The sequence below is a fragment of the Nonomuraea sp. 3N208 genome, from assembly GCF_052245935.1.
Lineage (GTDB): Bacteria > Actinomycetota > Actinomycetes > Streptosporangiales > Streptosporangiaceae > Nonomuraea.
In genome coordinates this window covers 1-26,492 of record NZ_JBQQBR010000071.1, presented here as the reverse complement: position 1 = coordinate 26,492, position 26,492 = coordinate 1, and the positions used below count along the sequence as shown (strand labels likewise).

At 69.6% G+C, this 26,492-nt stretch carries 24 protein-coding genes; 16 read left to right on the top strand and 8 right to left on the bottom strand.

Features of this window, described 5'->3' with window-relative positions; genetic code table 11:
- The first annotated feature begins 101 nt into the window (after positions 1–101).
- On the top strand, positions 102–1,319 hold the full coding sequence (locus tag ACTWPT_RS55995; protein WP_443185729.1) for an MFS transporter: 1,218 nt from the start codon (positions 102–104) through the stop codon (positions 1,317–1,319).
- Between the two features lie 197 nt (positions 1,320–1,516).
- Positions 1,517–1,990 (top strand): pyridoxamine 5'-phosphate oxidase family protein, encoded by a 474-nt coding sequence (locus tag ACTWPT_RS55990; protein ID WP_443185728.1) that lies wholly within the window; start codon positions 1,517–1,519, stop codon positions 1,988–1,990.
- Between the two features lie 75 nt (positions 1,991–2,065).
- Here ACTWPT_RS55990 and ACTWPT_RS55985 read toward each other — a convergent pair whose 3' ends face one another.
- The 7 genes from ACTWPT_RS55985 to ACTWPT_RS55955 all read right to left on the bottom strand — a co-directional run bounded on the left by ACTWPT_RS55985 (position 2,066) and on the right by ACTWPT_RS55955 (position 9,773).
- On the bottom strand, positions 2,066–2,896 hold the full coding sequence (locus ACTWPT_RS55985) for a carbohydrate deacetylase (protein ID WP_443185727.1): 831 nt from the start codon (positions 2,894–2,896) through the stop codon (positions 2,066–2,068).
- A complete protein-coding gene (locus tag ACTWPT_RS55980) occupies positions 2,893–4,284 on the bottom strand; it encodes an MFS transporter (RefSeq protein WP_443185726.1) in 1,392 nt (463 codons plus the stop codon). Before ACTWPT_RS55980 ends, ACTWPT_RS55985 begins: the two co-directional genes overlap by 4 nt.
- 240 nt (positions 4,285–4,524) lie before the next feature.
- Positions 4,525–5,616, bottom strand: coding sequence for a Gfo/Idh/MocA family protein (locus ACTWPT_RS55975; RefSeq protein WP_443185725.1), 1,092 nt, complete (start codon positions 5,614–5,616; stop codon positions 4,525–4,527).
- Positions 5,617–5,868: 252 nt separating this feature from the next.
- Positions 5,869–6,525, bottom strand: a complete 657-nt coding sequence (locus ACTWPT_RS55970; RefSeq protein WP_443185724.1) for a TetR family transcriptional regulator — start codon at positions 6,523–6,525, stop codon at positions 5,869–5,871.
- 10 nt (positions 6,526–6,535) lie between these two features.
- Positions 6,536–8,269, bottom strand: a complete 1,734-nt coding sequence (locus ACTWPT_RS55965) for a bifunctional sugar phosphate isomerase/epimerase/4-hydroxyphenylpyruvate dioxygenase family protein (RefSeq protein WP_443185723.1) — start codon at positions 8,267–8,269, stop codon at positions 6,536–6,538.
- A gap of 11 nt (positions 8,270–8,280) precedes the next feature.
- Positions 8,281–9,138, bottom strand: coding sequence for a shikimate dehydrogenase (locus ACTWPT_RS55960; protein ID WP_443185722.1), 858 nt, complete (start codon positions 9,136–9,138; stop codon positions 8,281–8,283).
- 110 nt (positions 9,139–9,248) lie between these two features.
- Entirely contained in the window at positions 9,249–9,773 is a 525-nt protein-coding gene (locus tag ACTWPT_RS55955) for a carboxylesterase family protein (protein ID WP_443185721.1), read from the bottom strand.
- Positions 9,774–9,994: 221 nt separating this feature from the next.
- On the opposite strand from ACTWPT_RS55955, the gene ACTWPT_RS55950 reads away from it, so the two are divergent.
- On the top strand, positions 9,995–11,353 hold the full coding sequence (locus tag ACTWPT_RS55950; RefSeq protein WP_443185720.1) for an MFS transporter: 1,359 nt from the start codon (positions 9,995–9,997) through the stop codon (positions 11,351–11,353).
- A 149-nt stretch (positions 11,354–11,502) separates the two neighbouring features.
- Here the strand turns inward: ACTWPT_RS55950 and ACTWPT_RS55945 are convergent, their stop codons facing one another.
- Entirely contained in the window at positions 11,503–12,264 is a 762-nt protein-coding gene (locus tag ACTWPT_RS55945) for a FadR/GntR family transcriptional regulator (RefSeq protein ID WP_443185719.1), read from the bottom strand.
- A gap of 137 nt (positions 12,265–12,401) precedes the next feature.
- Between ACTWPT_RS55945 and ACTWPT_RS55940 the strand changes: the two genes are divergently transcribed.
- The 13 genes from ACTWPT_RS55940 (at position 12,402) to ACTWPT_RS55880 (ending at position 26,338) form a co-directional block, all read left to right on the top strand.
- Positions 12,402–13,688 (top strand): ABC transporter substrate-binding protein, encoded by a 1,287-nt coding sequence (locus tag ACTWPT_RS55940; protein WP_443185718.1) that lies wholly within the window; start codon positions 12,402–12,404, stop codon positions 13,686–13,688.
- A 67-nt stretch (positions 13,689–13,755) separates the two neighbouring features.
- On the top strand, positions 13,756–14,700 hold the full coding sequence (locus tag ACTWPT_RS55935; protein WP_443185717.1) for a carbohydrate ABC transporter permease: 945 nt from the start codon (positions 13,756–13,758) through the stop codon (positions 14,698–14,700).
- Positions 14,697–15,512, top strand: a complete 816-nt coding sequence (locus ACTWPT_RS55930) for a carbohydrate ABC transporter permease (protein WP_443185716.1) — start codon at positions 14,697–14,699, stop codon at positions 15,510–15,512. The genes ACTWPT_RS55935 and ACTWPT_RS55930 overlap by 4 nt, the downstream gene beginning before the upstream one ends.
- Positions 15,513–15,516: 4 nt before the next feature.
- On the top strand, positions 15,517–16,665 hold the full coding sequence (gene dgoD / locus ACTWPT_RS55925) for a galactonate dehydratase (protein WP_443185715.1): 1,149 nt from the start codon (positions 15,517–15,519) through the stop codon (positions 16,663–16,665).
- A 2-nt stretch (positions 16,666–16,667) separates the two neighbouring features.
- On the top strand, positions 16,668–16,853 hold the full coding sequence (locus ACTWPT_RS55920; protein ID WP_443185714.1) for a hypothetical protein: 186 nt from the start codon (positions 16,668–16,670) through the stop codon (positions 16,851–16,853).
- Positions 16,850–18,079: a D-mannonate dehydratase ManD gene (manD, locus tag ACTWPT_RS55915; RefSeq protein ID WP_443185713.1), complete on the top strand. Its 1,230-nt coding sequence runs from the start codon at positions 16,850–16,852 to the stop codon at positions 18,077–18,079. The genes ACTWPT_RS55920 and manD overlap by 4 nt, the downstream gene beginning before the upstream one ends.
- A complete protein-coding gene (locus ACTWPT_RS55910) occupies positions 18,069–18,641 on the top strand; it encodes a gluconokinase (RefSeq protein WP_443185712.1) in 573 nt (190 codons plus the stop codon). The genes manD and ACTWPT_RS55910 overlap by 11 nt, the downstream gene beginning before the upstream one ends.
- A 196-nt stretch (positions 18,642–18,837) precedes the next feature.
- Complete coding sequence (locus ACTWPT_RS55905) at positions 18,838–19,866, top strand: ABC transporter substrate-binding protein (protein ID WP_443185711.1); 1,029 nt, start codon at positions 18,838–18,840, stop codon at positions 19,864–19,866.
- A 9-nt stretch (positions 19,867–19,875) separates the two neighbouring features.
- Positions 19,876–20,904, top strand: coding sequence for a FecCD family ABC transporter permease (locus ACTWPT_RS55900; protein ID WP_443185710.1), 1,029 nt, complete (start codon positions 19,876–19,878; stop codon positions 20,902–20,904).
- 2 nt (positions 20,905–20,906) lie between these two features.
- A complete protein-coding gene (locus tag ACTWPT_RS55895; RefSeq protein WP_443185709.1) occupies positions 20,907–21,968 on the top strand; it encodes a FecCD family ABC transporter permease in 1,062 nt (353 codons plus the stop codon).
- Positions 21,965–22,738, top strand: a complete 774-nt coding sequence (locus tag ACTWPT_RS55890; RefSeq protein ID WP_443185708.1) for an ABC transporter ATP-binding protein — start codon at positions 21,965–21,967, stop codon at positions 22,736–22,738. The genes ACTWPT_RS55895 and ACTWPT_RS55890 overlap by 4 nt, the downstream gene beginning before the upstream one ends.
- A 97-nt stretch (positions 22,739–22,835) precedes the next feature.
- The gene (locus tag ACTWPT_RS55885) at positions 22,836–24,623 is read left to right on the top strand and encodes an ABC transporter ATP-binding protein (RefSeq protein WP_443185707.1); all 1,788 of its coding nucleotides are present in this window, start codon (positions 22,836–22,838) and stop codon (positions 24,621–24,623) included.
- A gap of 14 nt (positions 24,624–24,637) precedes the next feature.
- Positions 24,638–26,338 (top strand): ABC transporter ATP-binding protein, encoded by a 1,701-nt coding sequence (locus ACTWPT_RS55880; protein WP_443185706.1) that lies wholly within the window; start codon positions 24,638–24,640, stop codon positions 26,336–26,338.
- The last annotated feature ends 154 nt before the right edge of the window (positions 26,339–26,492 follow it).

The following is a 26,492-nucleotide window of genomic DNA, read 5'->3' as shown; positions in this document are numbered from 1 at the left end:
CCCTGGATTCGTTCACCTGCACATCCGGGCGCGCTCACCTCGACTCGCAGACGGTCGCGATCGCCCTTGAACGCCACTCCCGACTCGGCGATGATCCACCCATGACCCTCCAGCCAGCGCCCGGCGGCGCCGTGGAACCGACCGGTGAACTACGGACGCGCTCGGACTGGACGACGATCGTCATCGTCTACGTCGCCGGGGTCATCACGGCGATGAGCCTGGGCAAGTTCGCCTCGGTCGGACCGATGATGACGGCCCAGCTCGATCTCTCGTTGTCGCAGCTCGGCTGGGTGATCTCGGCGGTCGTCGGCGTGACGGCCATCGCCGGCCTGCCCGGTGGGTACGCGGTGCGCCGCCTCGGCGCGGCCAGGTCACTGGTCACCGGCCTGGTCCTCATGGCCGCGTCCGTCCCGGCGAGCCTGGCCGCGCCCGACTTCGCCTGGCTGCTGGCGCTCAGGTGCGTCGAGGGCGTCGGATACCTCCTGGTCATCGTCGCCGCCCCGGTGCTGGTCCTCCGTCTGGCCGGGGAGCGGGACCGGGGCGCGGCCCTCGCGATCTGGGCCACGTTCGTCCCGGTGGGCCTCGCGGTGAGCACGCTGGCTGGCGGGGTGCTCGGCTCCACGCTCGGCTGGCGTGGCTGGGTCGGACTGCTGGCCGGCCTGACGCTCGTGATGGCGCCGGCCGTCTGGCTCCGGCTGCCGCGCGGGTCCACACGGCAGCCCGAGGCGGGCGGCGTCCTTCGGCCCGGCGCGCTGGCCTGGCCAGGGGTGCTCGCCGCGGGTTTCTGCCTCATGGTGCTGGTGACCGTTCCCGCGGTCGTGCTCCTGCCCACGCTCCTCATCGAGCAGTACGGACGCCCGGCCGCCGCCGCGGGAGCCATCACGTCGGTGATCTCGCTGCTCAGCGCCCTCGGCGGAGTGGGCACGGGAATCCTCATACGGCGAGGCGCGCGGGTCAGCGTTCTGGCGCTGTCCGGGCTGCTGACCCTGCCCGCCGCCTGGCTCCTGTACGGCGGCGACGACTCCCTGGCCGCAGCGCTGACGGGGGCGGGAGTCATCTGGCTGGTCAACGGATTCTTCGGCGCCCTGGCCTTCGCCGCGCTCCCCCTGGTGCTGGCCCGCCTCGACGACGCCGACGTCGGCAACGGCCTGCTCGCCCAGCTCGGCAGCCTCGGATCGCTGCTCGGCCCGCCGCTGTTCGGCCTGGTGGCCGCCGGAGCCGACCTCCAGCCCCTCGTCCTCGTGGTCGCTGCCGGAATGCTCGCCGCCACCGGTTCCATGCTGCTGGTGGGCAGACGGGACTCGCCCCGTATCCGGTAGCGGTCGGCGGAGCCAAAGCACCTCTAGACCACGCTGGAGCTGGTGCACCTGCGGGTCAGCCAGGTAAACGGCTGCAACGCCCGCGTCGACGGCGGGGCGCCGTGATCGGTGCGACGAACCTGTTCAACCGGCTCAACGCCTCGACGCGGCAGATCGCCGGAGCCTGGGGCTGACCGATGACCGCTACCCTGATCACCGTGAACTCTCCCGCCCGCACCCTCGACCGGCGCATCCGCGACACCTTGGACCGGCTCGAGCGCGATGTCGACGCCTGGTTCGCCACCGCCGATCCGGCCGGCCTGCCCTACCTGATGCCGCTGTCGTTCCTGTGGGACGGCCAGACCCTGCTCATCTCCACGGCCAGGACCAACCCGACGGCCAGGTTCCTGGAGGCCACCGGCAAGATCAGGGTGGCGCTCGGCCCCACGCGCGACGTCGTCCTGATCGACGCCGAGCTGCGTGAGGTGATACCCGCCGCCGAGATCCCGGCCGAGGTCGGCGACGCTTTCGCCGCCAAGTCGGGCTTCGACCCGCGCAAGCAGCGCGGAGCCTACCCCTACTTCCGTCTCATCCCGCTCCAGGTGCAGGCCTGGCGCGAGGTGAACGAGCTCGCCGAGCGCGACCTCATGATCGACGGCAAGTGGCTCAGCGCTCCAGACACGGATCGCTGATCTCCCGCAGCCGCACCCAGCCTGACTCTCACCCGACCCGGTGATCGGTCCCATGCACAGCACTAGCTCATGGGGTCAGGTCCACCAGTCTCCGACGACCTCGACGCCCTCACTTTCGAGGGCGTTGTGCCACGCAGGGTCACGCAGCAGCCGCGCCTCCCAGATCCGTACGATGCCGTCCGGTCCCGAGACCGCGTCCTCGCGGGACGGGTGCAGGAACAACTCGCTCGTGCCCTCGGGGAGGGCTGCGAGCCGGCGGAGGTAGTCGTCCCGCAGTTGCTCGTAGGCACCGAGCTCGCGTGCGCTGCGCCGATTGGTCGCGATCGTCTGCGGGATGGACACACCGAGTGCGTCGGCGAGGGCGACGGCGCGCTCGTGCGCTGCCGCGAGCTGCGGCGGGAGCGGCCCGCCGAAGTATGGCTCCGGGTCACGGGGCAGCCGGAAGGCAAGGCCGTGGCGCGCACACCACTCAAGCGCCTCGGCGAGCCACGATCTGCCGTGCAGGCCATAGAGGGTGCCGGCGTGGGAGTCGGCCGCCTCGGGCATGGGGCCACGATCGCGCATCCAGTGCAGCTGTGCGTCCGCCTCCCGTATGACATCCTGGGCCTCGCCGCGGGCGCCGAGAGCCAACGGATCGTCACTGAGCGTTCCGTCAGGATCGACGAGGCTCGCCGCGCCGTTGAGTGGCCGCCAGCGCGGGAGCCCGCGCTCGCTCGTGAGCGTCACGTGCAGCCGCGGCACGACGCCCAGCTCCCAGACCTGGTTCGCGGCTTGCTCCGCGGCCGGCGAGACGCAGATGAGCGTCGTCGCGGTGGCATCTCCCTCGGCGAGCAGCGCGACGATGACGTCCGTCGTCCCGGGTTCCCGGCCGAGATCGTCGGCCGTGATCACGACGCGACGGGTCATCGGGGGCGCTCCACGGCGGACTCGTCCACGGGGCCGGGGGGCGGCGGCTCGACCGGCTCAGCCGCCTCAGGCGGCGTCTCGATCGGGACCGAGATGAGTCGCGCGGCGACCGCGCCGATCGTCGTCAGCACGAACGGATACACGCATAAGTACACCCGGAACGCAAGCCCGGGGTCGGCGCCGGGGTCGGCGCCCGAGTTGTAGCCGAAGAACACGCCCAGCGACGTGAGCGCGAGTCCGGTCACGATCCCGTTGAGCCGGCCGAAGAAGCCGAACGCGGACAGGAAGAGCCCTTCGCGGTGCTCCCCGTTGCGCGCGGCGTCGGCGTCCAGCACACGCGCGACGATGAGGTCGTTCGTCGCGAGCATTCCCGACCACCCGGCCCCGACGAGCACCCCCGCGGCGATCGCGGTGACGAGGTCGGTGGCGAAGAACAAGGCCGCGAAGCTGGCCGCGAGGAGCGCGAAGGCGAGCCGCCAGGTCCACAGGGCGCCGCGGCGTGCGACGACACGCGTCCACACCACGAGGCCGCCGGCCGAGACGAGGATGACGATGGCCTGAAGGTAGAACGCGTTCCCGATCGGGAGCCCGAGCGAGTAGCGGACGTACAGCTGGATGCCCGAGAGTACGAGCGCCATGGCTATCCCGTAACAGGCGCCGGTGAGCCCGACCGTCCAGAACATCCGGTTGCGCACGATCGACCACACGCTAGGCAGCAGCAGCGGCCGCTCGCGCGTCGAGTACCGGGGACGCTCGCGCGCGCCGAGCGCCATGAACACGATCACCACGAGCGCGACCGCGCCATAGATGATCGCTGTGATCTGGAAGCCTTGGGTGGATTCCTCGGTGCCGAACACCTGCGTTGTGAGCAACGGGGTGACCGCGAGCGAGATCACGAGCGCCACGAGCTGGAAGCCCTGGCGCAGACCGTTGGCCACGGCGCGGTCGCGCTCCTGCGGGTACAGCTCGGGGAGCAGCGCGCCGTAGTTGGCGTTGAGCATCGAGTCGAAGGCCTCGCACAGGATCGCGAACACCCCGAACCAGAGCACGAGCCCGATGCCCTGCAGAGAGGTCGGCGCGGAGAAGAATGCGATCATGCATGCCGCGAGCATCGGCGCGCCGACGAGCAGCCACGGCCGGCGCCGGCCGAACCGGCTTCGGGTGCGGTCGGAGAGATGGCCGAGCAGCGGGTTGTCGAGCGCGTCGATGACCGCGTAAATCACCATGACCACGCCGTAAGCGCGAACGTCGAGCCCGAGAATGTCGACGTAGAAGACGATCATCGATCCCTTGATCATGTTGATCGGGATGGAAGTGCCGAACATCCCGATGGCGTAGCGCCACGCGGGAGTCCGCCCCGGGGCGGAGGCCGTACCGGGCTGGGACACGCGATCACCTTCCTTGCCGATGCCGACGCTGTGCGCGGCGTTACCTTCGCACTCGAAGGAGAACAGCGGATGAAGCGGAGTCGTGCCGCGCCGGGCGACGCCTGCGGGTCCGATCCCAGTGATGTTGGTCTGCGATCCCGGGCACGTCAAGAACATGCCCGGCCGCAAAATGGACTACGCCGACGCCGACGACCGGCCGCACAGCACACACCTCATCGCCCAGCAGACATCCGGCTACGGTCAAGTGAGCGGCACACCGCTCCCCGCCCAGGCCTCCTTGCCGGTGGCAACCGGGCCGCCGCTCTTCACCGATTCTCCGATGGCCACGCTGATCAGGTGGTCCTGGCACGCCTCGGCGAGCGGGTACGGTGGCGGGCCCTCCTGTCGTGCCCAGGCGCCCGTGCGCTCGAGGATGTCCGCGACCGCGATGTCGTCGTCGGACAGAGACGCGCCCTCGAACGGGTTGCGGTAGACCACCTGCCCGTCGAAGCTGATGTGCTTGAGGTCGCGCAACTCCAGGTTGAGGTCGATACCGGTGTCCCGCCGGATCAACCGCGACTCCACCGGCGTGGTCGGGTCGACCAGCCGGATCACCCGGTCGTCGACCAGCTCTCCGATCGAGCCGCGCACCACGACGCGCCGCATGCGCAAGGGATTCCACCACTGGTTGTCGGTGAAGTCGTACAGGCCCATCCTGTCGCCGAAGTCGAGGGTGGCGATGGTCGTGGTCCGTCGTTGCGGCGTGTCGTCACCGGTCCACCCGTCGAACCCCAGCGGGTCGGCGAGCGGCGCCTCGAACGCACCGGCGCGTACCTCGGCGGCGTCGAACCCCATGCCCAGCAGGCCACGGATCAGGGACACCGCGTGGTACTGGTGGGTCGAGGAGACCTGGACCGAGGTCGGTTCGCCGATCACGCCCTCCCGGACGAGCGCCAGCCGGGCTGCGTGTCCGGGCATCAGCAGATACTGCTCGGCCACCTGGACCAGGCCGGTGCCGCCCACGTCCCGCCACAATGCTCGCAGCCCCGCCAGGTCCGGTGCGGGGGGCGTCTCTGCAAGGACCGGCATCCGGTGCCCGACCGTCTCGCGGATCGCATCCGGCATCGCGGCCCATGGCACCGCTGCGGCGATGTAGTCGGGCCGCCCGTGCCGAAGCAACTCGTCAACCGTGCGGAAGGCCGGTACGCCCCACTCGGCGGTGATCTCGCTGCCCCGATCCGCGCTGCGGGTCACGACGCCGCCGACTCGCAGCCGGTCCGGTATCGCCGCGGCCAGGCGCAGGAAGAACCGCGTCCGCCGCCCGCTGCCGATCGCGCCGAACGTCGTGGTCATGAAAGCCGGACCTCCTCGGGAGCCGGAGCGGTCTCGTACCAGAGCGAATCCGGAACAGCGTACCGGGCAGGCCCTATCGTCTGCTCGACCACTCGGGCCTGGTGCAGCGCCGTTCCCGGCGCCGGCCGGATGGCCAAGGACGGCCTGGAGCCGGAGATCGACCAGTTTGTCACCCACGTCGACTCCGACCAGCGTATCGAGATCGCCCGCATGCAGCAGCTCCTCGCCGGCCTCTGAAACAACCGTTGTGGCCTACGGAGCGCCGGCTCCACGCAGGTAGGCCACCACCATCTCCCCGACCATGGCCCGCAGCCGGGCCCGGTCATCCTCTGCGGCGATATCGCGTCCGAACAGCACTCCGAAGGTGTGCTGGTTGGCGATGCGAAAGAAGCAGAAGGCACTGATCATCATGTGGACATCGACGGCGTCCGCGTCCGTGACGAAGTCGCCCGAGGCCCGTCCCGCCTCCAGGATGCGGGAGATGATTCCGATCACCGGCGTGCCCAGCGTGGCCAGCACGGGCGACTTGCGGATGTGCTCGGCGTGATGGATGTTCTCGATGCTGACGAGCTTGATGAAGTCGCGGTGCGCGTCATGATGATCGAAGGTCAGCTCGGCCAAGGTGCGGATCGCCTCGACGGGAGCCAGATGTTCGACGTCGACGGTCCGCTCGACCGCCCGCACCTCCGTGTACGCGGCCTCGAGGACGGCGGTGTAAAGCTGCTCTTTGCTGCCGAAGTAGTAGTAGATCATCCGCTTGGTGGTGCGGGTCAAGGCGGCGATCTCGTCTACTCTGGCCCCGGCGTACCCCCGCCGCGCGAACTCACGCGTCGCGACCTCCAGGATCTCCGCCCTGGTCCGATCGGCGTCGCGCTGCCGCTCTCCTGCGGGCTGGGTTGCCGGGTGCATGGACCGCATCTTATGCGTACGGCCTGGCGTGCTGGACCGCGAGCCGGACCGGGCTGTTGACCATGCCGTAGCCCCTGTAGTCGCCGATGCGCTGGACCACCTCGAAGAAGACCCGGCCGAACGTCGCGGTATACAGGTGCAGGAACTCTCCACGGTCGTCCCGGTCGTACAGCAGGCCGAGTTCGCGCAGCGTCCGGAGCCGGTTCGCGCTCAGGTCGTGGCGGGCCTCCAGGTCGTCGTAGTAGTTGCCGGGGATCGGCAGGGTCAGGCCGTGCAGGCGGCGGGCCGTGGCCATGATGTCGCGACTGGCGAGGGCGACGTGCTGCCAGGATGTGTCCCCGGCGCTTACGCTGGCGATGTTGAGCACCATCCGGACGCCGTGGCCCGGCCCCGACATGGCCCGGCTGCGGACCAGCCCGTACGGATCGGCGAGCTCCACGCTCTGGTGCGGGTGCAGCCCGAGGACTCCCCGGTAGAACAGGGCCGCCTCATCGAAGTGGTGGCGCGGCTGTGCGAGGGCGACGTGGTCCAGGTGCGTGATGTCACCCCGGGGAACCCGCTCCGGGGTGAAGTCGGCCCGCCAGGAAGGCTCGGCCGTGCGGCAGAAGAACAGTTCGGTCCCGTCGGGGGCGGCCACCGCGTCGAGCTTGGCCTCACCGGGTCCGCGGTGCCGGGGCAAAACCGGCGCGAGCAGGCGCTCCGCACGTTCGACCACACCCGCCGGGTCGAGGGTCTCCAGGCCGAGCGCGGACAGGGAGGTGCCCTCGTGCGCCGAGTTGAGCAGGATCCTGGCCTGGTTCTGTTCCCACAACTCGACCGGCTTGGTGGCGTGTCGTCCGGTACGGGCGAAGCCCAGCGCCGCGAGCAGCCCGGCGAGCCGATCCGGCGAGGGTACGGCCAGCTCGGCGAAGGCGAATCCCGTCGGCCCTGCCGCTGAAGGGACGCCTCCCTCCAGGAGGAGCAGTGAACGCATCGCGTCGCGAGCGGTACGGTTCGCGGATGCCTGCCGGAAGATGTCGTTGAACACCTCCAGCGACAGCGGGCCGCCGTATCCGGCACGCAGAGCGTGCTCGGCCAGTCCCGCCACGTCGAAGTCACCCTGCCCTGGGAAGCAGCGGTAGTGACGACTCCACTGCAGGACGTCCATCGCCAGGCGGGGTGCGTCGGCGAGCTGCAGGTAGAAGATCTTCTCTCCAGGTATCGCCTCGATGCCGCCGGGGTCGGAGCCTCGCGACAGGATGTGGAAGCTGTCCAGGCAGACGCCCAGGTTGGGGTGGTCGGCCATGCGGACGATCCGCCAGGAGTGCAGGTATTCGTCGACGTGCCGTCCCCAGGCCAGGGCCTCGTAGGCGATCCTGATGCCGTGCTCGGCGGCTCGTGTCGCGAGCAGCCGCAGGTGCTCGGCGGCGAGTTCGTCGTCGTCGACGGTGTCCGGCGAGACGTTGGAGCAGACGAGCAGCATGGGCGCGCCGAGCCGTTCCATGAGGGCGAACTTGCGCTCGGCCCGGCGCAGGTTGTCCGCGAGCGCCTCGGCGGGGACGGCTTCGAAGTCACGAAAGGGCTGGTAGAGGTCGATGGTCAGGCCGAGATCCGCCACCCGGGTGCGCACCTCTTCGGGTGACAGCGGAGAGGAGATCAGGTCGTTCTCGAAGATCTCGACTCCGTCGAATCCGGCGGCGGCGATCGCATCCAGCTTCTCGGCCAGCGACCCGCTGACCGAGACCGTGGCGATGGACTTTCGCACAGCTGATCCCCTCAGAAGGCGATGATTTCGGTCAGATGGCCGAGCATGCGCTCGGCGTCCGGCTCCACCCCGGTGAAAAGGCGGAACGCGTGTGCGGCCTGGAACACCACCATGCCGCCGCCGTCCAGGGTCCGGCAGCCCCGTGCTCGTGCCGCGCGCAGCAGGTCGGTCTCCAGCGGGCGGTAGACGATGTCGGCCACCCACAGCTCCGGGTGCAGGAGGTCCGCGGGCAGTGGCAGCCCGGGATGGTGGGCCATGCCGGTCGGGGTCGCATGCACGAGGCCGTCGGCTTCGGCGAGCGATGCGGCCGCGCCGTCCATGTCCACGCCCCCTGCGCGGCCGGGGCCGAACCTGGCGGTCAGCTCGGCCGCGAGCGAGCGTGCCCTGACCGGGTCGGTGTCGGCGATGGTCAGCCGATCGGCGCCGAGTGTGAGCAGTGCGTGCGCGGTGGCGGCTCCCGCGCCACCGGCTCCCAACTGCACGATCCGGTGGGTGGCGGCATCGGGCAGGCCCCGCGCGAACGACTCGGCGAACCCGATCCAGTCGGTGTTGTGCCCGATGGCGCGGTCACCGTCGAACGTGACCGTGTTCACCGCCCCCAGGACGGCCGCGTCAGGAGAGAGCTCGTCGAGGTGTGGGATGACCGTCTGCTTGCACGGGTGGGTGATGTTGAGCCCGTCGAAGCCGAGCCGCCGCGCCGTACGGACCAGCTCGCCTGCCGCCTCCGGCGCGAGACCGGCTTCGGTGATGTCGAGCAATCGGTAGAGGTAGCGAAGGCCGTGGTGGCCGGCCTCGCGTTCGTGGAGTGCCGGGCTGAGGGACGGGCCGATGCCCGCTCCGATCAGTCCGATGAGGTAAGAGGACGTCATCCGCGCTTCCTGCGAAGGAGATGGGGCTCACTCGGCCTGGGCAGGTCGAGGCCGGGGCCGTTGGACACGGGTTGGTGCGTCAATTCGGATCAGCTCCTTGTAGGTCGTGATCACACCGCGGGCAGGTCCTCCCACAACAGCCGCCGTTCTCGTCCGGGGTCGTCGGCCAGTCTGGGCGGGTCTGCGATGATCCGGGTGGTCCGGCGATCCGGCTCGTACCGTGGCCAGTCCGGCAGACCTGTGCGGACGAAGGACAGCACGGCGTGGTAGTTCACGGTGACGACCACGACGTCCCCCAGCCGGGCGAGGTCGGCACCGTCGTAGAGGCTGCCGCTGCCGTGGAGGAACGCGCCGCCATGGATCCACACCAGGACGGGCCGGGATTCACCGGGGGTCGCCGGTGTCCAGACGTTCAGTGTGAGGCAGTCCTCCTCACCACCCGTCGGATGGGGCGTGAACTGGACCGCGGGGGGACCGTACCGGGTGGCGTCGCGCACGTCGGCCCAGGGCCGTACCGGAGGGGCCGGCTGGAACCGCTCCGGCGGCGCCGCGTACGGGATGCCCTTCCAGCAGGCCACCCCGGACTGAAGGCGCCCCCGGATCCTGCCCGACCCGATCGCGATCTCTGTGTTCATGCCTCGCCAGACGTCCACAATGAACCAACTAGTGAGTTAGTTATAGCGCTCACATGCTCACAAGGAAACCCCTCCACCACTATTGACATGCGCCAAGCCTCACTGCAGCATTACGACACCCGTGCGAATTAACTATCTGGTTCGTAACTATTGGAATCGCCTCCCCGCCGGGCAGACTGGCTGAGGGTGACCGGCCCGGCCGGGTATCGAAGGAGCGACACGTGACCGATCAGACACCCCCCGTCTCAGCGGATGCCCTGCCCGAGGGAAAGCCCGGCAAGGCGGCCGTCGCCGCGTGGATCGGGAGTGCGCTTGAGTACTACGACTTCTTCATCTATGGCAGCGCGGCCGCCCTGATCTTCTCCAAGGTCTTCTTCGACGCCTCGGACCCCGCAACCGCGACCCTCCAGTCGCTGGCCACCTTCGGTGTCGCCTACGCCGCCCGGCCGGTCGGCGCGTTCGTCCTCGGCCACTTCGGCGACAGGTTCGGCCGCCGCAACATCATGGTGTTCACGCTCATCCTGATGGGCGTGTCGACCTTCCTCATCGGCTGCCTGCCCACCCGCGACCAGATCGGCGGCCTCGCCCCCGTTCTGCTGGTTTTGATGCGGATCCTGCAGGGCCTGTCTGCGGCCGGCGAGCAGGCCAGCGCCAACTCCATGACCCTGGAGCACGCCCCGGCCAATCGGCGCGGCTACTACACCAGCTTCACCCTCAACGGCACCCAGTTCGGCCAGATCCTCGCCACCCTGGTCTTCATCCCGATCGCGGCCCTGCCCGAAGAGCAGCTGCTCACCTGGGGCTGGCGCGTGCCGTTCCTGCTCAGCGTGGTGGTGGCCGCCGTCGGATACGTCATCCGCCGCAAACTGGAGGAGACCCCGGCCTTCGAGCAGGAGGTCGCCGAGGGCACCGTCCCGCGCATGCCCCTGGCCCTGCTCCTGCGCGACCACTGGACCAGCGTCGTGCGCGTGGTCTGCGCCGCGCTCATCGCCACGGTCAGCACCATCTTCACCGTCTGGGCGCTCAACTACGCCACCTCCGACGAGATCGGCCTGAACAAGGCGGTCATGCTCTGGGTGAGCGTGACCGCCAACGCTGTCGCCCTGATCGCCCTGCCCCTGTGGGCCATCCTGTCGGACCGGATCGGCCGCAAACCCGTCTTCCTCATCGGAGCGATCGGCAGCCCGATCATGATCTTCATCTACCTGGCCGCGATCAACTCCAAGAACTACCCGCTGATCTTCCTCACCGGAATCCTGACCCTCGGCATCGTGTACGGGGCCGCCAACGGCATCTGGCCCTCCCTGTACGGCGAGATGTTCACCACCAAGGTCCGGCTCTCCGGCATGGCCATCGGCACCCAGATCGGCTTCGCCATCGCCGGGTTCGCCGTCGCCTCCGCGGCCGGGATCGTCTCCCCCGAGGGCTGGCTCGGGCTGCAGGGCTGGGTCGGCGTCGGAATCTTCACCGCCATCCTGTGCGCCATCAGCGCGATCGCCGTCGCCACAGCCCGCGAGACCTACCAGATCCCCACCGAACGGCTGGGACAGCCTGAGCAGCGCACCCCCGTCCACACCTGACCGGTCCGGCGAACCCGCCGGCATGACCTGGGCGCCTGCAGCGATCTCGGACGACGCGGCGGGCGCCTACCTCGTGCACCTCTGATCAGTACGAGTCACCCGAACCGTGCGCACGTCCCGCTGGTCAACGGCGACCCACAGTGCGCCGGTCACGCACCGCCCGGCTCGGCGGCCCGCTCCCACATCGACTTCATCTCGGCGAACCCCTGCTCCATGATCCCCACCATGGCCTCCCGGGCCCGCTCGCCGTCGCGTCGCTGGATCGCCTGGGCCACGTCGGTGTGCAGCTGCAACGCCTCCTCGTCCGGATAGTGAGGCATCAGGTGGTAATGGTGCCGACCGGCGAGCACCTCGGCGACGATCAACTGCAGTTTCGCGAACATCTCATTGCCTGAGGCGTCCAGCACCCGCCGATGGAAGTCGATGTCCAGGGTGAGGAAGCGCGCCTCGTCACCGGCCTTCCCGGCGGCCCACATCTTGGCCGCGAGCCCGACCAACTCGCTCGCCTCGTCGTCGTCGACCCGCTCGGCGGCCAACCAGGCGGCGTGCGGCTCGATCGCGGTCCGTAGCTCGGTGATCGAGCGCATCTGCGCCATCCGCCCGTCCGAGGCGAGCCGCCAGCGGATCACCTGCGGATCGAAGACGCTCCACACCTCGGCGCGCTGGATCATGATCCCGACCCGGCGCCGGGTCTCGATGAGTCCCATAGATGCGAGCACCCGCAGCACCTCGCGGATCACCGAGCGGGAGACCTGATAGCGGTCGACCAGGTCGTCGATGCTCAGCACGGAACCGGCGGCCACGTCACCGCTGCAGATGGCGGTGCCGAGGTGGTCGAGAACGCGTGCGTGCAGCCCAGCCTCGGCAGGGGCGTGCCGGGTGGGTGCGCCCCCTGGGGAGGACTGATTCACGCCACAGAGCATATCAGTTGAAGACCAACTCTTGAATAAGTCTGCTTTTTTGTCCTAGCATCCCGGCATTAAGCAGATGTTACGAGAGCGTGGCGCTCTTCCGGGGGGCGGCGGCCATGACAGAAAGGAGAGATGACGTGCGACGTCGATCGATATTCGGTATGTCTCTGGCCGTGGTGGTCGCCATGGGCCTGTCCGCCTGTGGGGGTGGCAGCGACGGCGGCGCGTCCAACACGGTGCGGGTCACCCTGGCCAACCACGTGTGGACCGAGAACATCAAGCAGGCCCTGCCCGAGTTCGAGAAGCAGACCGGGCTCAAGGCCGAGATCACCCAGCTCGGCGAGGACCAGCTCTCCGACCAGTACAACGTCAAGCTGAACGCCGGCTCGTCCGACATCGACGTGATGATGTACCGCCCTCTGCAGGAGGGGAGGCTCTTCGCCAAGAACAAGTACCTGGCCGACCTGTCGGACCAGGTGAAGGCCAACAAGGACTGGGACTTCAGCGACTTCCAGGCCGGCCCGGTGGAGGCCACCACACACGAGGGCAAGCCGGTCGGTGTCCCGATCATCACCGAGCAGGAGGTCCTCTACTACCGCAAGGACCTGCTCGCCAAGGCCGGCCTGAGCGCCCCGCCGAAGACCCTCGACGAGCTCAAGGCCGCCGCCGCCAAGATCAAGGCGGCGGAGCCGGACATCGCCGGCTTCGTCGCCCGTACCGGCAAATCACCGGCGGTCACCCAGTTCTCCAGCTTCCTCTACAGCTTCGGCGGCGACTTCGTCGACGGCGGCGGCAAGGCTGCGGTCAACAGCGACGCGGCCAAGCAGGCGTACGCCTACTACGGCGCGCTGATCAAGGACTCCGGCCCGGCGAACGTCAGCACCGACATGGGCTGGCCCGAGGCGATGGCCATCTTCACCCAGGGCAAGGCCGCCTTCTACACGGAGGCCAACTCGCTCTACAAGAACGCCACCGACCCGGCCAAATCCAAGATCTCGGACCAGGTCGGCTTCGCGCCGTTCCCGGCCGGCCCGTCCGGTTCGAAGCCGTACAACATCCCGTCGTGGGCACTGGGCATCAACTCCAGCTCGGAGAACCAGGGCAACGCCTGGAAGTTCATCGAGTGGGCCACCAGCAAGGCACAGACGCTCACCCAGCAGAAGTCCGGCGTCCCCGGCGCCCGTAGCTCCGTCTGGGCCAACCCGGAGGGCACGTCGACCTTCCCGAAGGACCTGGTGGAGGCCATCGCGGCCAGCACCAAGGCCGGGGTGGGCCATGACCGGCCGCTGGTCGTGAAGGTTGCCGAGGCCCGCGAGATCGTCGGCCAGCCGATCGTTGACGCGATCACCGGCAACGACGTCGCGGCGGCCGCTGACACGGCCAACACCGCGTTCCAGAAGTTCCTGGACGACGAGGCCAAGTAGGCGGCACACGCGGGTGGCCGGGCCGAGCGCCCGCCACCCGCGTACCCCGCACATCCCTGGAGATCTCATGGCAACGATCACCACCACCAAGGCGCCGCGCAGCGCCCCCACCGAACCCGATACGCCCGGCTGGGTGCGCTGGGCCAACGACCACCGCAAATGGCTCTTCGCCGCACCCGCGATGATCTTCGTGGCCGCGCTGCTCGTGTTCCCCCTGGCCTGGACCGGCTACCTCAGCCTGACCGACGCCGAGGGATCCGTCCGCGCGGAGAGCGAGTTCGTGGGCCTCCAGAACTACCTCGACGTCCTGTCGGACACCGAACGGTTCTGGCCCGCGGTCGGGCGGACCGCCACGTTCACCGTCGTGGCGCTGCTGTTCGAGGTGGTCCTCGGGATGGCGATCGCACTGCTGCTCTGGCGGCCGTTCAAAGGGCAGAAGTGGGTCCGGGTCGCCATCCTGATGCCGCTCGTCGCCACCCCGGTCGCGGTCGGCATGATGTGGCGGCTCATCTTCGACCCGAACATCGGCCTGGCCAACCAGGTCCTCGGCTGGGTCGGCATCGGGCCGCAGCCGTGGCTCGCCGGCCAGAATTCGGCCCTGCCCACCACGATCTTCATCGACGTGTGGCAGTGGACGCCGATGGTGGTGCTGATCCTGCTCGCCGGGCTCACCTCACTGTCGGACGAGCCGCAGGAGGCGGCACGGATCGACGGCGCCAGCACCTGGCAGCGGTTCCGGCACGTCACCCTGCCGCTGCTGATGCCCACGCTCACCGTGGCGATCCTGCTGCGCGGCATCGACGCGCTGAAGACCTTCGACATCCTCTACGCCACCAAGGGCCGCGGCGGCGGTTCGTTCCACGAGGTGGAGACGCTCAACGTGTACGCCTACGGCCTGAGCTTCGACTACAACGAGTACGGCATCTCCTCCACCGTCCTCATCCTCTTCTTCCTGATCATCATCGGGTCGATGTGGGCCCTGACCGCACGGCGCAAGGAGGCGCAGCGATGAAGCCCCGTCCCGCGTACCAGGCGTTCCGCGTGGTGGCGCTCACCCTCGTGGTGCTCTCGCTGCTCGCGCCGCTGCTCTGGATGATCGCCGCGTCGCTCAAGACCAACGTCGACATCTACGACACGGGCAAGGCGCTGGTCTTCTCCCCCACCCTGGACAACTACGCCAAGGTCCTCCAGCAGGCGAACTACGTCCAGTTCATCGGCAACAGCCTCTGGGTGGCGTTCGCCGCCACCGTGGCGTCGCTCATCCTCGGCGGGCCGGCGGCGTACTCGATGAGCCGGTTCAACATGAAGAAGTCCGCGCTGGTGGTGCTGATGGCGCGGGTCATCCCCGGCGTCTCGCTGCTGGTGCCCTGGTACTACGTCTTCTCCAACCTGAAGATGGTCGGGGGCTTCGGGGTGCTGATCATCAGCCACATGTTCGTCTCGCTGCCGCTGGTGGTCTACATCATGATGGGCTACTTCGACAGCCTGCCCGCGGAGTTGGAGGAGGCGGGGCTGGTCGACGGGCTGACCCATATCGGTGCGTTCCGCCGCATCATCCTGCCGCTGTCCGTGCCGGGCATCGCCACCGCTGGGATCCTGTCCTTCATCTTCTCCTGGAACAACTTCATGTTCGCGCTCGTGCTCTCCGACGCCGACACCAAGACCCTGCCAGTGGCGATCTTCGACTTCGTCGGCTACGCCAGCATCGACTGGGGCGGCCTGATGGCCGCGGCCACGGTAGTCACCGTACCCATCATGGTGATCGCCCTGTTCGTGCAGAAGTACGTGGTCTCCGGCCTCACCGCCGGCGCGACAAAGGGCTGACGGCATGACGACCATCGCGCGCATCGAGACCTTCCTTGTCGCCCCCCGCTGGCTCTTCGTCCGGGTGGAGACCGACTCCGGGATCGTCGGCTGGGGCGAGGCCACCTGCGAGGGGCGCTCCGAGACCGTCCGCGCCGCCGTCGACCAGCTCGCGGAGCTACTGATCGGCCGGGCCGCGCTGCGCATCGAGGACCACTGGCAGGTGCTGACCAAGGGCTCGTTCTACCGGGGCGGTCCGATCCTGGCGAGTGCCGTGGCGGGCCTCGACCAGGCTCTCTGGGACATCGCCGGCAAGCACTTCGGCGCCCCGGTGCATCAGCTGCTCGGCGGTCCGGTCCGGGACCGGATCCGGGTGTACGGCTGGGTCGGCGGCGACGAGCCCGGCGAGGTCCGCGACCACGTCGCCGCCCAGGTCGAGGCCGGGCTCACCGCGGTGAAGATGAACGCCTCCGGCAAGATGAGCCCGGTCGCCTCGGTCGCCGAGCTGAACGGTGTGGTCGCCCGGGTGGCTGCCGCCCGCGAGGTGCTCGGCGACGACCGCGACGTCGCCGTCGACTTCCACGGGCGGTTCACCCTGGCCAACGCTCGCCGGGTGGCGCCGCTGCTTGAGCCGTATCGGCCGATGTTCCTGGAGGAGCCGGTCGTCCCGGAGAACTCGCACCTCATCGGCGAGTTCGTCCGCTCGACGACCATCCCCGTGTCGACCGGTGAGCGGCTCTACAGCCGGCAGGAGTTCCTGCCCGTCTTCCAGGCCGGCATCGCGGTCGCCCAGCCGGACCTCTCGCACGCCGGCGGCATCACCGAGGTACGCAAGATCGCCACGCTCGCCGAGGTGTACGACGTGCAGCTCGCCCCGCACTGCCCGCTCGGCCCGATCGCCCTCGCGGCCTGCCTGCAGGTCGGCTTCGCCACGCCGAATTACCTGATCCAGGAACAGAGCATCGGCATCCACTACAACCTTGGCGCCGAGGTGCTCGACTACTGCCTCGACAAGACCCCGTTGACTTTCGTGGACGGACACGTCGAGCGGCTTACCGCACCCGGCCTGGGTATTGAGGTCGACGATCAGGCGGTCCGCTCCGCCGATAGAAGAGGACATGCCTGGCGCAGCCCCATCTGGCGACACCGGGACGGTTCCTACGCGGAATGGTGACCATGGCCCTCGACCTCGCCGCCACCCGGCTCCTGGCGGTCATCCGCGGCACCGACACCCGCCGGCCGGCGGGATCCGGTGGTGACCTGGACGCCCAGCGGGGCCGCCGCGACGAACTGTCCCTTCTGGAGAGCCTGCAGCCCGGAGACAATTTCGCCAGCACCTCCTGTGAGAAAGGCACTGCGTGAAGATCATCGCGACGGACGTCATCGTCACCAGCCCTGACCGCAACTTCGTCACTCTCAAGATCACGACGGATGAGGGGATCACCGGGCTGGGGGACGGCACCCTCAACGGGCGTGAGCTGGCAGTCGCGTCATACCTGGCCGACCACGTCGTCCCCCTGCTGATCGGGCGGGACCCGCATCGCATCGAGGACACCTGGCAGTTCCTCTACCGCTCGGCGTACTGGCGGCGCGGGCCCGTCACCATGGCCGCCATCGCGGCCGTGGACATGGCGCTGTGGGACATCAAGGCCAAGGCCGCCGGGATGCCGCTCTACCAGCTGCTCGGCGGAGCGTCCCGGAACGGGATCATGGCGTACGGGCACGCCTCGGGCCGGGACCTGCAGGAGCTGTTCGACTCGATCCGCCGGCATCTGGAGATGGGCTACCGGTCGATCCGGGTGCAGACCTCCGTACCAGGCATCAATGCCGTGTACGGCGTGGCCGCCCAGCCCAGCGTCGACGGCAAGCGGTACGACTACGAGCCGGCCCAGCGCACCGCGCTGCCCGCGGAAGAGGACTGGGACACCCGCGCCTACCTGCGCCACCTGCCCGGGGTCTTCGAGGCGGTGCGCAACGAGTTCGGCCCCGAGCTGCCGCTGCTGCACGACGGGCACCATCGGATGACCCCCATCCAGGCGGCCAAGCTCGGCAAGGCCCTCGAGCCGTACGACCTGTTCTGGCTGGAGGACTGCACCCCGGCGGAAAACCAGGAGGCGCTGCGCCTGGTCCGCCGGCACACCACCACCCCGCTGGCCATCGGTGAGGTCTTCAACACCGTGTGGGACTACCAGACCCTGATCCGCGAACAGCTCATCGACTACGTCCGGTCCGCCGTCACCCACACCGGGGGGATCACGGCCATGCGGAAGCTGCTCGACTACGCCGCCCAATACCAGATCAAGTCCGGCATCCACGGCCCGACCGATATCTCGCCGGTCGGCATGGCCGCCGCCCTGCACCTGGACCTGGCGATCCACAACTTCGGGATCCAGGAGTACATGCAGCACGGCGCGGCGACCAACGAAGTGTTCCGGCAGTCGTTCAGCTTCACCGACGGCTACCTGCACCCCGGTGAGCTGCCAGGGCTCGGCGTGGAGCTCGACGAGGAGGCCGCGGCGCGGTTCCCGTACCAACCGGCGTACCTGCCGTTCAACCGGCTCAAGGACGGCACCGTCCATGACTGGTGAGCGCCCGCCCACCCGCCACATCGTGGTCATGGGCGTGTCGGGCGCGGGCAAGACGACCGTGGCCCGCAGGATCAGCGAGCTGACCGGGCTGCGGTTCGCCGAGGCGGACGAGTTCCACCCAGAGGCGAACGTGGCGCGGATGCGCGCCGGCATCCCGCTGAACGACGCGGACCGCTGGCCGTGGCTGCGTGATCTGGCCGCCTGGATGGCCGCCCGGCACGCCGAGGGCGTCTCCACGGTGCTGGCCTGCTCGGCACTCAAGCGCTCCTACCGGGACGTGCTACGACAGGGCCCGCCGGACGTGGAGTTCGTCCACCTCGACGGGTCTGCGGAGCTGATCCGGGACCGGATGACCCGCCGCACCGACCACTACATGTCGGCCGGCCTGCTCGACTCGCAGCGGGCGATCCTGGAGCACCTCGACCCGGACGAGTCCGGGATAGTGCTGGAGGTGGCGCTGTCACCGGACGAGCTCGTGGCGGTGGTGGTGGCCCGGCTCGGCCTGCCGCCGGCCACGCCGGCGACCGGCCCGGCGACCGGCCCGGCCGGCGGGCGCGCCTAGTCCGGCCTTTTTGTCGGAGGGCAGGCTTGTAGCGGCGGGTGGATGACTCTGCAGGCCCTCTCCCCCGAGGAACTCGGCCCTCGTGGCCGGTGAGACCGATCACAGTCAGCTAGCCAAAAGCCATAACTATGGTTAGCCTTTCCTAACTGTTGAAGTTTTTCGGTGGCTCACCCAATACGAGAATGGAAGCTCCACCATGCGCGCATGGCGTCCGGTCCTGGTAGTCACCGCCTTGAGCGTTGTGCTCGCCGGTTGCGGCTCCGCGGAAACCGCCCGCACTACCACTGCAGCCTCCGGCGCACCCTCCGCCGCACCCGCCGGCCCCTGGTCGTTCACCGACGGGTCCGGCAAGGTCGTCAAAGCGGACAAGACCCCGTCACGGATCATCGCGCACGCGGGCGAGGCTGCCGCGTTGATGTCCTTCGGCATCAAGCCGGTCGGCATCTACGCCGACGAGTCGGTCAAGACCGACGCGAACCTGAAAGATCTCGACCTGACCGGCATCGAGATCCTGGGCCAGGAGTGGGGCAAGATCGACGTGGAGAAGGCCGCTGCCCTGCGGCCGGATCTGATCGTCGGCGACTGGTGGCCGGCGGAGAAGGCGCACAGCGGCCTGGAGGAAGGCGTCGACGAGAAGAGCAAGAAGCTCGCCGAGCTGGCCCCGGTGGTGGGTGTCTCCCAGGGCAAGTCGATCGTCGACCTGGCCAAGGGGTACGAGGACCTCGCCAAGAGCCTGGGCGCCGACGTCGACTCCCCGGACATCGCCGCGAACAAGAAGCGCTTCGAGGCGGCGGTCGCCACGTTCAAGGAGGCGGTCGCGGCCAAGCCGGACCTCACCGTGGCCGCGATGTCGCCCGCCGACGACAAGTTGTACTTCGCCAACCCCAAGTACGCGCCCGAACTGCTGGACTTCCAGAGCTGGGGCATGAAGGTGATCAACCCGGACAGCCCGGACCCCGGCTTCCCGTACTGGGAGAACCTGAGCTGGGAGAACGCCGACAAGTACCAGCCCGACCTGATCCTGTTCGACGGCCGGAGCTTCAAGCCCACCTCCAATGCCGATTGGGGTAAGAAGCAGCCCACGTGGTTCAAGATCAAGGCAGCCAAGGCGGGGGCGGTCGTGTCGTGGCCGGCGTACTGGCTGCACACGTACAGCCACTTCGCCACCGAGCTGGACAAGCTGACGGCGGCAGTGAAGTCCGCGGACCCGAACATCGGCAGCTGATCACCACTGATGAAGAGCTCGGCACATCTCGCACGCAGAGTCTCGGTCCTCGGGCCGGGGCTCGCCGTGCTGTGCGTGTTACTGGCCCTGGTCGCCTTTCTCAGCGTCACCTTGGGCTCGCGCTCGATCGGCCTGCCGGAGGTGCTGAGCGCCTTGGGCAGCCTGGACACCGACGGGTCGATCAACAGCACGGTGACGCTGGAACTGCGCGTGCCCCGCACGCTGCTCGGCATCCTGGTGGGCGCCGCCCTCGGCGTGGCCGGCGCCATCCTGCAGGGCGTCACCCGCAATCCGCTGGCCGATGCGGGGGTCATGGGCATCAACTCCGGCGCGGCCGCCTTCGTGGTCTTCGCCATCACGGTGCTCGGCGTGCGCGGTGCAGGCGTCTACGTCTGGTTCGCCTTCGCCGGGGCGATCGCGGCCCTCGTGCTGGTGTACGCGATCGCCTCGCTCGGCCGGGAGGGCGCCACGCCCGTCAAGCTGGCCCTGTCCGGCGTGGCCGTCACCGCAGGACTGGCTTCGGTGACCACCGGCATCGTGATGACCAACGTGGACGCGCTGAACGAGCTGCGGTTCTGGCAGGTGGGGTCGCTGGCCGGACGGTACGCCCCGATCCTGACCGGGGTCGCGCCGTTCCTCATCATCGCCCTGATCGCCTCGCTGGGTTTCGGGCGGGCGCTCAACGGGCTCGCGCTCGGCGAGGATATGGCCCGCGGCCTCGGCCAGCAGGTCACCCGCACCCGAGCGGCAGCGTTCGCCGTCGTCGCAGTGCTCGCCGGCGCCGCCACGGCCGCCTGCGGACCGATCGTCTTCGTCGGGCTGGTCGTACCGCACGTCGCGCGGTTCGTCTGCGGCCCGGACTACCGGTGGATCCTGCCGTACTCCATGCTGCTCGCCCCCATCGTGCTGCTGCTGGCCGACGTGCTCGGCCGGGTGGCGATCGCTCCCGACGAGCTGCAGGTCGGTGTGGTCCTCGGGGTGCTCGGGGCACCGGCGTTCGTTGGTATCGTCCGCTACGCCCGGCTGTCGGAGGTGTGACCATGACAGCGACCACACCTGTTGCGCCACCGGCCGCGACCGCCGGCGCGTTGCGAATCACCCGGCGTCGCCGGACCACCCGTTCCCTTGTGGTGACGTGCTCGCTGGCCGTAGCCGTCTGCGCGCTGTTCGTGCTGACCATGATGGTGGGCAGCTTCCAGCTCAGCGCGGGCGAGGTCATCGCCTCGGTGCTCCACTTGCGCGACGACCCCAGCGTCGACTTCGTCGTCCAGGGGTTGCGGCTGCCTACCGCGGCGTCCGCGCTGGCGGTCGGTCTCGCCCTCGGTGCCGCCGGGACGATCTTCCAGCAGCTGCTGCGCAACCCCCTCGCCTCCCCCGACTTCGTCGGCATCACCTCCGGCGCCGGCTTCGCCGCCATCAGCGGGATCGTGTTGTTGCAGATCAGCGGACTGGCCGTCAGCGGGCTCGCCCTCGGCGGGGCCGTCGTCGCCGCCCTGCTGATGTACGTGCTCGCCTGGCGCGACGGAGTCGCCGGCTACCGGTTCATCCTCATCGGCATCGGCGTCGCACTCTTCTTCGACGGCCTCATCGGCTACATGCTGTCCCGAGCCCAGCTGTCCGACGCCCGGCAGGCGATGCATTGGCTGACCGGCTCCGTCGGGCAGGCCGACGCCAGCGAGCTCCGGCTCCTCCTCGGCGCCCTGGTGCTCCTCCTGCCCACCGCGATCCTCCTGCAGCGGCAGCTGCGGGCGCTCGAACTCGGCGACGACACCGCTCGGGCACTGGGCACCCGTACCGAGCTCAGCCGCGCAGGCCTCCTCGCCACGGCAGTGGTGCTGACGGCCCTCGCCGTCGCCGTGGCCGGCCCCATCATCTTCGTCGCACTCGTCGCCGGACCGATCGCCAACCGGCTGCTCGGCCCCGCCACCGGCGGGATCATCCCAACCGCGCTGGTCGGCGCCGCGCTGCTGCTCACCGCCGACCTCATCGCCGTCCACCTGCTGCCGACGGCGCTGCCCACCGGCGTGGTGACCGGCGCGGTCGGCGCACCCTACCTGCTGTGGCTGCTGGCCACCACGAACCGGCAAGGAGCGGGCGGATGACCCGGCTACACGCCGAGGGCCTGACCCTCGGCTACGACGACCAGGCGATCGTGACCAACCTCGACGTCCAGGTCCTGGACGGCAAGATCACCATGATCGTGGGCGCCAACGCGTGCGGCAAGTCCACGCTGCTGCGCGGCCTCGCCCGGTTGCTCAAGCCCCGCCACGGCGCCGTGTACCTCGATGGCAAGGCGTTGACCGAGCTGAGCACCCACGAGGTGGCCAAGGTGCTCGGGCTGCTGCCGCAGACCCCCCTCGCGCCCGACGGCATCACCGTCGCCGACCTGGTCGCCCGCGGCCGCTACCCGCACCAGGGCTGGTTCCGCCGGTGGACCGATCGCGACGACGACGCGGTCGCCCGCGCCCTGGACGCCACCGGCACCGCCGACCTGGTCAACCGCCCGCTCCGGCAGCTCTCCGGCGGCCAGCGGCAGCGCGTCTGGGTGGCGATGGCACTCGCCCAGGACACCGACCTGCTGCTGCTCGACGAGCCCACGACCTACCTGGACATCAACCACCAGGTGGAGCTCCTGCGGCTGCTGCGCAAGCTGAACACGGAGTCCGGCAAGACCATCGTGGTCGTGCTGCACGACCTCAACCTCGCCTGCCGCTTCTCCGACCACGTCATCGCGATGGCAGAAGGCGCCATCGTCGCCGAAGGCGCCCCAACCGAGGTGGTCACCGCCGAGCTGGTCGAGAAGGTCTTCGGCCTCGCCTGCGTCGTGGTGCCCGATCCGGTCGCCGGCACACCGATGGTGGTGCCTTCCTGAGGGCGCTCTCTTCGATGTTCATGGATCCACGGAGATGCGTGCACTGGCCGGCGCTCGCGGCCCTGTGGGGGCCGGACCGCGCGGTGTTGGTCGGGGCATGAGCACCCCCGACACCCGCGTCGCCCCGGCCACCCTGCGCACGGCGACCGGACGCGAGGCCACCCGCTGGATCGCGGCGCACTGCCGCGAAGTGCCATGGCTGACGGTCGCCACCATGCTCACCACGGTGGCCGGGGCGGCGCTCGAGGTGCTGCCGGTGCTCCTGCTCGGCCGGGTGGTCGACGGGGTGATCGCAGGCGAACCGCAATCGATCCTGGTCACGGTCGGCGCGCTGATGGTGGCCGCCGCGCTGCTCGGCGCGGCGGCCAGAGGGGCGTCGACGTACCTGATCGGACGGCTGGGCGCGGGTCTGCTCGCGCAGCTGCGCGAGGGCGCCGTCCGGGCGGTGCTGGGAATGCCGAGTGCGCGGATCGAGCAGGTCGGCCGGGGGGACGTGCTGTCCAGGGTCGGCGACGACGTGGCCGTGCTGTCCAAGGGCATCCGCACGGCCGTCCCCACGGTGTTCTCGGCGGGAGTGCTGGTCGTCATCGCCACGGCCGGCATGTTCGGACTGGACTGGCGACTCGGCCTGGCGGGCGCCGGCGCGCTGCCCGCGTACGCGCTGGCTCTGCGCTGGTATCTCCCCCGGTCCGCCCCGCTCTACCGGAAGCAGCGGGCGGCCCAGGCCGACCGTGCGCAAGCGTTGATCAGCGGTCTGAACGGGATCGACACGGTCCGGGCGTACCGCCTTGAAGACGCCTTCCGCGAGAAGGTCACCGGTGAGTCGTGGCGGGTGCGCGATCTCGGCATCGAGGTGTTCCGGATCTTCGGCCGGTTCGTCGGCAGAGAGAACCGGGCCGAGTTCATCGGGCTGGTCCTGATCATCGTGGTGGGGTACACCCTGCTGGAGGCCGATGCCGCCACCCTGGGCGAGGTGTCGGCGGCCCCGCTGCTGTTCCACCGGCTGTTCAACCCGCTGGGCTCCATCATGTTCACCTTCGACGAGGCGCAGAAGTCGGGCGCGAGCCTGACCCGGCTGGTCGGGGTGCTGGGCGAGGCGGCGGAGGACCGGCTGGTGGGCAGTGCCGCCGCCGTGTCCGCGGGCGTCACGCCGTACCCGGTGACGATCGAGGGACTGACGTTCAGCTACCCCGATTCCGAGGAGCCGGTCCTCCGGGACGTCGACCTGACGATCCCGGCCGGCGGTTCGCTCGCGCTGGTGGGCGCGACGGGCGCGGGCAAGACCACCCTGGCCGCGCTGATCGCGGGCATCGGCACCCCCCAGGCCGGATCGGTGCGCATCGGGCCGACCGACCTCGCGGACCTGGACGAGGCCGGGGCGCGGGCCTTGGTGAGCATCCTGACGCAGGAGGCGCACGTGTTCTCCGGTCCGCTCGCCGACGACCTGCGGCTGGCCGCGCCGGAAGCGACCGACGCCGAGCTGATGGACGCGTTGCGCACGGCCGGCGCCGACGGGTGGGTCGACGCGCTGCCCGATGGGCTGACCACCATGGTCGGCGAGGGCGGCGAGCGCCTGGACGTCACCAAGGTCGCTCAGATCGCCTTGGCCCGGCTGGTGCTGGGCCGGTCGCCGGTGGTGGTGCTCGACGAGTCGACCGCGGAGGCGGGCAGCGAGGGCGCCGCCGAGCTGGAGCGGGCCGTGTTGGCCGCGTGCATGGGCCGGACCACGTTGTTCGTGGCGCACCGGCTGACCCAGGCGATGGCGGCGGACCGGATCGCCGTGCTGGACGCGGGGCGCGTTGTGGAGCGAGGAACGCACGAGGAGTTGGTGGCTCTGGGCGGCCGGTATGCGCGGCTGTGGCAGGCCTGGCGAGAAGGCAGTTAGGTAATCCCACCTCGATGACGAAACCTGACACGCAGCGGCCCCGCCCGGGGTCCGGCATCCTCTGGACCGCACTGCGTCGCAACATCGGCGCCATGACCTGGGGCACCGTCCTCATGGGCATGTACCAGGCGGGTGAGACCGCCTTCCCCATCGCGCTCGGCCTGATCGTCGAACACACGATGCGGGACCGCAGCCTCGGCTCGCTCGCCCTGTCGATCGCCGCGCTGGCCGTGATCATCACGACTGTGTCGCTGTCGTGGCGGTTCGGGATGCGCATCCTGCAGAAGGCCAACACGACCGAGGCGCACCGCTGGCGGGTGCGGGTCGCGGCCTGTGGACTCCAGCCGGTGGCCAGGGACGTCGACCTCAAGTCCGGCGAGGTGCTGACCATCGCCACCGAGGACGCCGACCAGACCGCCGACATCATCGAGGTGGTGCCGCTGCTGATCAGCTCGCTGGTCGCGGTGCTGATCACGGCGGTGGCGCTGGGCATGGCCAGCATCCAGCTCGGACTGCTGGTGATCGTCGGAACCGTCGCGATCCTGTCGATCCTGAGCGTGATGTCCAAGCGGATCGGCGTCAGCACCCGCGAACAGCAGGCGCGGGTGGCGCGGGCGGGCGCGAAGGTCGCCGACCTGATCATCGGCCTGCGCCCGCTGCACGGCTTCGGCGGCAACCACGCGGCGTTCCTGTCCTACCGGAAGGTCAGCACGGAGGCGAAGCAGCAGGCGATCGTCGTCGCCAGAGTGAACGGCGCGTACGCGGGCACCGTGCTGGCACTCAACGCGATCCTCGCCGCCGCCGTGACCCTGACGGCGGGGTGGCTCGCGTTCCAGGGCCAGATCACGATCGGGGAGCTCGTCATGGCCGTGGGGCTGGCGCAGTTCATCATCGAACCGCTCAAGCTGTTCTCAGAGATGCCGAAGTACGTGATGATGGCGCGCGCGTCGGCCGAGCGGATGGCCCTGGTGCTGGCCGCGCCGCCGGTGACGACCCCGGGGCGGGACCGCCCGGCCGCAGGCGGAGACCTCGAGGTCGACCGCGTCCAGTACGGGTCCCTGCGCAAGCTGACGTTCAAGGTGTCCGCCGGCGAGTTCGTGGCGATCGCCGCCTACCAGCCGCGCACGGCGGCCGACCTGGCATCGGTCCTGGCCGTCAGCGTCCCGCCCGGCGCGTATGAGGGTGTGGTGCGGGTCAGCGGGCAGGAGATCGCGGACCTGTCGATCGAAGCGGTCCGCGAGCACATGCTGGTGAACCCATACGACGGGGAGATCTTCGCGGGCACCCTCCGCACGAACATCGACCCGTCGGGTACCAGCCGGACGGTCCTCGAGGCCGTCCAGGCGTCCATGCTGACCGACGTCGTCGCACTCCACCGCGAAGGACTCGACTACGGCGTCCGCGACCGCGGCGCGAACCTTTCCGGAGGACAGCGCCAACGGCTGTCTCTGGCCCGCGCCCTCGCCACCGACGCCGACGTCCTCGTCCTGCACGACCCGACAACAGCCGTCGACACGGTCACCGAACAGCTCATCGCGCGCAACATCGCCGAGCTGCGCCGGGGCCGCACCACCATCGTGATCACCAGCAGCCCGGCCCTCCTGGACGCCGCCGACCGGGTCCTCGTCCTGGACGACGGCGTCATCACCGCGGAGGACACGCACCGGAACCTCCTCACCACCGACGGGGACTACCGCCTGGCCGTGGCCCGGTGACCTGGGCGCACGCCGCGGCCTGCTAATAGTCCCCCTCTCCCTTCCGGTGACGCCACACAGGCGTGAAAATGGGGGTGGGTTGCCCGCCGACGCCGGAGCTTCTTCTGGGCCGCATGAGCCCGTCTAACAGTCTGGCGCCGGGGCCCGACCCTGA

Bases quoted from the DNA above. Each gene is read 5' to 3' on its own strand.
- ACTWPT_RS55970 (WP_443185724.1), bottom strand. From the start codon at position 6,525: ATGCACCCGGCAACCCAGCCCGCAGGAGAGCGGCAGCGCGACGCCGAT.
- ACTWPT_RS55930 (WP_443185716.1), top strand. From the start codon at position 14,697: ATGAAGCCCCGTCCCGCGTACCAGGCGTTCCGCGTGGTGGCGCTCACC.
- ACTWPT_RS55935 (WP_443185717.1), top strand. From the start codon at position 13,756: ATGGCAACGATCACCACCACCAAGGCGCCGCGCAGCGCCCCCACCGAA.
- ACTWPT_RS55890 (WP_443185708.1), top strand. From the start codon at position 21,965: ATGACCCGGCTACACGCCGAGGGCCTGACCCTCGGCTACGACGACCAG.
- ACTWPT_RS55995 (WP_443185729.1), top strand. From the start codon at position 102: ATGACCCTCCAGCCAGCGCCCGGCGGCGCCGTGGAACCGACCGGTGAA.
- ACTWPT_RS55960 (WP_443185722.1), bottom strand. From the start codon at position 9,138: ATGACGTCCTCTTACCTCATCGGACTGATCGGAGCGGGCATCGGCCCG.
- ACTWPT_RS55900 (WP_443185710.1), top strand. From the start codon at position 19,876: ATGAAGAGCTCGGCACATCTCGCACGCAGAGTCTCGGTCCTCGGGCCG.
- ACTWPT_RS55955 (WP_443185721.1), bottom strand. From the start codon at position 9,773: ATGAACACAGAGATCGCGATCGGGTCGGGCAGGATCCGGGGGCGCCTT.
- ACTWPT_RS55975 (WP_443185725.1), bottom strand. From the start codon at position 5,616: ATGACCACGACGTTCGGCGCGATCGGCAGCGGGCGGCGGACGCGGTTC.
- ACTWPT_RS55905 (WP_443185711.1), top strand. From the start codon at position 18,838: ATGCGCGCATGGCGTCCGGTCCTGGTAGTCACCGCCTTGAGCGTTGTG.
- ACTWPT_RS55880 (WP_443185706.1), top strand. From the start codon at position 24,638: ATGACGAAACCTGACACGCAGCGGCCCCGCCCGGGGTCCGGCATCCTC.
- ACTWPT_RS55985 (WP_443185727.1), bottom strand. From the start codon at position 2,896: ATGACCCGTCGCGTCGTGATCACGGCCGACGATCTCGGCCGGGAACCC.
- ACTWPT_RS55910 (WP_443185712.1), top strand. From the start codon at position 18,069: ATGACTGGTGAGCGCCCGCCCACCCGCCACATCGTGGTCATGGGCGTG.
- ACTWPT_RS55885 (WP_443185707.1), top strand. From the start codon at position 22,836: ATGAGCACCCCCGACACCCGCGTCGCCCCGGCCACCCTGCGCACGGCG.
- ACTWPT_RS55920 (WP_443185714.1), top strand. From the start codon at position 16,668: ATGGCCCTCGACCTCGCCGCCACCCGGCTCCTGGCGGTCATCCGCGGC.
- dgoD (WP_443185715.1), top strand. From the start codon at position 15,517: ATGACGACCATCGCGCGCATCGAGACCTTCCTTGTCGCCCCCCGCTGG.
- ACTWPT_RS55895 (WP_443185709.1), top strand. From the start codon at position 20,907: ATGACAGCGACCACACCTGTTGCGCCACCGGCCGCGACCGCCGGCGCG.